We start from the raw sequence: 4277 nt of genomic DNA on the forward strand, positions 1-4277 counted from the left end.
TTTGCAGTTCAGAAACACGCTCACTAGCAAGATTGATCATGGCTTCTTTCGAACCAAAATGAATCGCGCCTGTTGGGCAAGTTTTCACACAGGCAGGTTCTTGACCAACTTCTACACGGTCAACACATAACGTACATTTGTAAGCGCGGTTATCTTCTTCATTAATGCGAGGCACATTGAAAGGACAACCTGCGATACAATAACCACAACCAATACAGTGTTCTGATTGGAAATCAACAATACCGTTAGCGTATTGAATGATAGCACCTTCTGCTGGGCAGGCTTTTAAACAGCCAGGATCAGCACAGTGCATACAACCATCTTTACGAATTAACCATTCCAGTTTGCCGTTCTCTTCAACTTCAGAGAAACGCATCACTGTCCATGATTTTGCTGTTAGGTCAGTTGGGTTATCGTAAACGCCTACGTTAGTGCCAATTTTATCGCGAATATCATTCCATTCAGAACAAGCAACCTGACAGGCTTTACAGCCGATACAGGTTGTTACGTCGATAAGTTTTGCCACTTCTTCCTTGTAATCCCGCACCTGAGGCGCGGGAGTGAGGGAATTGGTAGCAGAGCGACGAATAATGTCTTGGGATTGCAGTGACATAATTTATCTCCTTACACCTTTTCCACATTAACAAGGAACGCTTTAAACTCAGGCGTTTGTGTATTCGCATCACCCACAAATGGCGTTAGCGTATTTGCAATAAAGCCTTTCACTGCAACACCTTCAAAGCCCCAGTGGATCGGAATACCAATGGTATCCACTTTGCGACCATCAACATCAAGAGTCCTGATACGTTTAGTGACTACCGCTTTCGCTTTGATATAACCACGTTTGGAGCTGACTTTAACGGTATCACCTTGAACAATGCCTTTTTCTGCGGCTAAACGCTCACCAATTTCAATAAATTGTTGTGGTTGAATAATCGCATTTAAGCGCGCGTGTTTAGTCCAGAAGTGGAAATGTTCTGTCAGACGATAAGTTGTACCGACATATGGGAAATCTTCTGCTTTACCCATATCATTCCAGTCATCTTTAAAAATACGCGCTGCTGGATTTGAAACAACATTTGGATGCAGCGGGTTAGTACCCAATGGTGTTTCAATTGGCTCATAGTGTTCAGGGAATGGACCTTCTGCCATCTTGTCGATAGCAAACAGACGTCCCATACCTTCTGGCTGCATAATAAATGGACCAACATCAGAACCTGGTGCAGCATTGCTATAGTCAGGTACATCAATACCTGTCCATTTGCTACCATCCCATTCGATTAGCTTACGTTTAGGATCCCATGGTTGACCTTGTGGGTCTGCCGATGCGCGGTTATAAATAATGCGACGGTTAAGAGGCCATGCCCATGCCCAACCTAATGTATTACCTAATCCTGATGGATCGGAGTTATCACGGTTAGCCATTTGGTTGCCTTTCTCTGTCCAGCTACCTGCGAAGATCCAACAGCCACTTGCTGTTGTACCATCATCACGTAACTGAGCAAACGAGCTAAGCAGTTGACCTTTTTTCAGAATGATATTGCCATCAGCGTCTTTTAAATCGACTAACGCTTTACCATTGCTTTCTTGTGCCACTTCTGCGGATGTTGGATTATCAGGATCAAAGTAATCCCAAGTCATATTCAACACCTGCTCTGGCATCGCGCCGCCTTCTTCTTTATAGAGTTGGCGTAAACGATGGAAAATACCAGATAAAATCTCAGCATCAGGGATAGCAACACCTGGGGCATCACCGCCTTTCCAGTGCCACTGTAACCAGCGACCAGAGTTAACGATAGAGCCGTCTTCTTCTGCGAAACAGGTTGTTGGCAGACGGAAGACTTCTGTCTGGATATCTTCTGTTTTAACGTCGTTCTCTTCACCGTGGTTCTGCCAGAAACATGAAGTTTCAGTGTTTAGCGGATCCATAGTGATAAGGAATTTCAGTTTTGATAATGAACGAACAACTTTATTCTTATTCGGGAATGATGCCACTGGGTTAAAGCCTTGGCAGATATAGCCGTTGACTTCACCTTTATCCATCATGTCGAAATATTGTAGAACGTCGTAAGGTTTGTCCCACTTAGGTAACAGTGAGAAGCCCCAATCATTATCACGTTGAGCATTATCACCATAAAATGTCTTCATCATACTGACGAAGAATTTAGGATAATTGCCCCAGTAGTTAACTTGTCCCGGTACTGTCGCTTTTGGCGTATTCGCTGCTAAATAGGTTTCTAACGATGTTTGCTTTTCAGAAGGCAAAGTTAGGTAACCTGGTAAGCTTTGAGATAATAGACCGAGGTCAGTTAAGCCTTGAATATTGGAGTGACCACGTAGTGCGTTAACACCGCCACCAGCCATACCCATATTACCTAACAGTAATTGGATCATTGCCATGGTACGAATGTTTTGGGCACCAACGGTATGTTGAGTCCAGCCTAATGCATACAGGAAAGATGCTGTTTTATCTTTCGCTGCTGTTTCAGCAATATATTCACAGACTTTTAGGAAATCGTCTTTTGGTGTACCACAAATCTGAGTAACCACATCAGGCGTATAACGGCTAACGTGTTGTTTTAACAGATTCCAGACACAACGAGGATGTTGTAATGTGGTGTCGCGTTTTGCGAAACCATTTTCATCCATCTCGTAGTTCCAAGTGGTTTTATCGTATTTACGTTTTTCTGCATCATATCCGCTGAATAAACCATCATCAAAATGATAGTCTTCACGGACAATCAAGCTAGCATTGGTATAAGCCTCAACGTATTCTTTTTGATATTTCTTATTTTCGAGCAGATATAAGATAACGCCCGATAAGAACGCAATATCAGTACCAGAACGGATAGGCGTATAGAAATCCGCAACAGCCGCAGTACGGGTGAAGCGAGGATCAATAACAATTAGCTTGGCGTTATTATGGATTTTAGCTTCCATTGCCCAGCGGAATCCCACAGGGTGTGCTTCTGCCGCATTACCGCCCATAACGACGATAAGATTGGCATTCTTCATATCAACCCAGTGGTTGGTCATCGCACCGCGACCAAATGTTGGAGCAAGACTTGCTACCGTTGGTCCGTGTCAGACACGCGCTTGGTTATCGACAGCCAGCATCCCAAGAGCTCTTGAGAATTTCTGAGTTAAAAACCCAGTTTCATTGCTTGCTGCAGAGGCGCAAAGCATACCTGTTGTTAACCAACGGTTGACTTCTACACCTTCTTTATTGAATTTCTGGAAGTTGGCATCGCGGTCTTTTTTGATTAAGCGCGCAATACGATCAAACGTTTCTTCCCATGTGAGTTTAACCCATTTATCCGAGCCGGGTGCACGGTATTCTGGGTGTTTTAAGCGACCTTCACTGTGAATGAAATCCACAAGACCAGCACCTTTAGGGCATAATGCACCGCGGTTTACTGGATGGTCTGAGTCACCTTCAATATGGAATATTGTTTCTTTTGCGTTTTTCGCGCCATCGCCCAGACTATACATTAATAGTCCACAACCGACAGAACAGTACGTACAGGTATTGCGGGTTTCACGGGCTCTCAGTAATTTATACTGACGTGAGCCAGCTAGCGCAACTGCTGGTGCAAAACCGAGCGCCGCCGCTGTAGTACCTGCCATACCGCCAGCACAGATCTTAAAGAACTGTCTTCTGCTGACCTGCATGGGGTCTCTCCTCATCATACATTGCTTTTACTGACTCTGATTTTCTTCACGAAAATGGAGCTGATTGTTTTTTTATTCCTATTATCCTTAATAGGATCAGGTTCATTGCCTGATAGGTAGTGTAAAATCGTTTTACCCGTATTGTTATTATGTATTAATAAAATTAGGAATTCATCTTATGGATGAAACAAAATCGACAAAAATTGTTAACTAAACGTGTAATCATTGGCGTAGATCAAACAATTGTGCAACACAAAGGATCTCTCAACAGACAAGAAGATGATTATATTGCACTCGAAGTTCCTGTTGCATTAGTATACAACGGAATTTCTCACGTTGTTATGATGGCTAGCCCTAAAAATTTAGAGTTGTTTGCTGTCGGATTTTCTTTATCCGAAGGCATTATAGAATCTTCTAATGAAATTCGAAGTATCGAAATTGTGGAAAGTTGCCATGGGGGCATTGAAGTTCAAGTTGAATTATCAAGCCGACGCTTTATGGGGTTAAAAGAGCGCCGCCGCAATATGGCAGGGCGTACAGGCTGTGGTATTTGTGGAACTGAACAACTAGAAGAGATTTTCCGACCTATTACACCGTTACCTTTT

The 4277-nt window shown here is 43.3% G+C and carries 3 protein-coding genes; 1 reads left to right on the forward strand and 2 read right to left on the reverse strand.

Annotated features, from left to right (window positions below; genetic code table 11):
* Together fdxH and fdnG are read right to left on the reverse strand one after the other, a co-directional pair.
* Window positions 1–613 (reverse strand): formate dehydrogenase subunit beta (gene fdxH / locus BHE89_RS10645; protein ID WP_128860463.1); only part of this gene is annotated, 613 nt, incomplete at its 3' end.
* Window positions 614–624: 11 nt separating this feature from the next.
* Window positions 625–3672 carry a formate dehydrogenase-N subunit alpha gene (fdnG, locus tag BHE89_RS10650; protein ID WP_128860464.1) on the reverse strand — a complete coding sequence of 1016 codons (3048 nt, stop codon included), beginning with the start codon at window positions 3670–3672 and terminating at the stop codon, window positions 625–627.
* A gap of 182 nt (window positions 3673–3854) precedes the next feature.
* Here fdnG and BHE89_RS10655 point away from each other — a divergent pair.
* Window positions 3855–4277 (forward strand): formate dehydrogenase accessory sulfurtransferase FdhD (locus BHE89_RS10655; RefSeq protein ID WP_171742491.1); only part of this gene is annotated, 423 nt, incomplete at its 3' end.

The sequence above is a fragment of the Shigella sp. FC1967 genome (assembly GCF_001743005.1).
Classification (GTDB): Bacteria; Pseudomonadota; Gammaproteobacteria; order Enterobacterales; family Enterobacteriaceae; genus Proteus.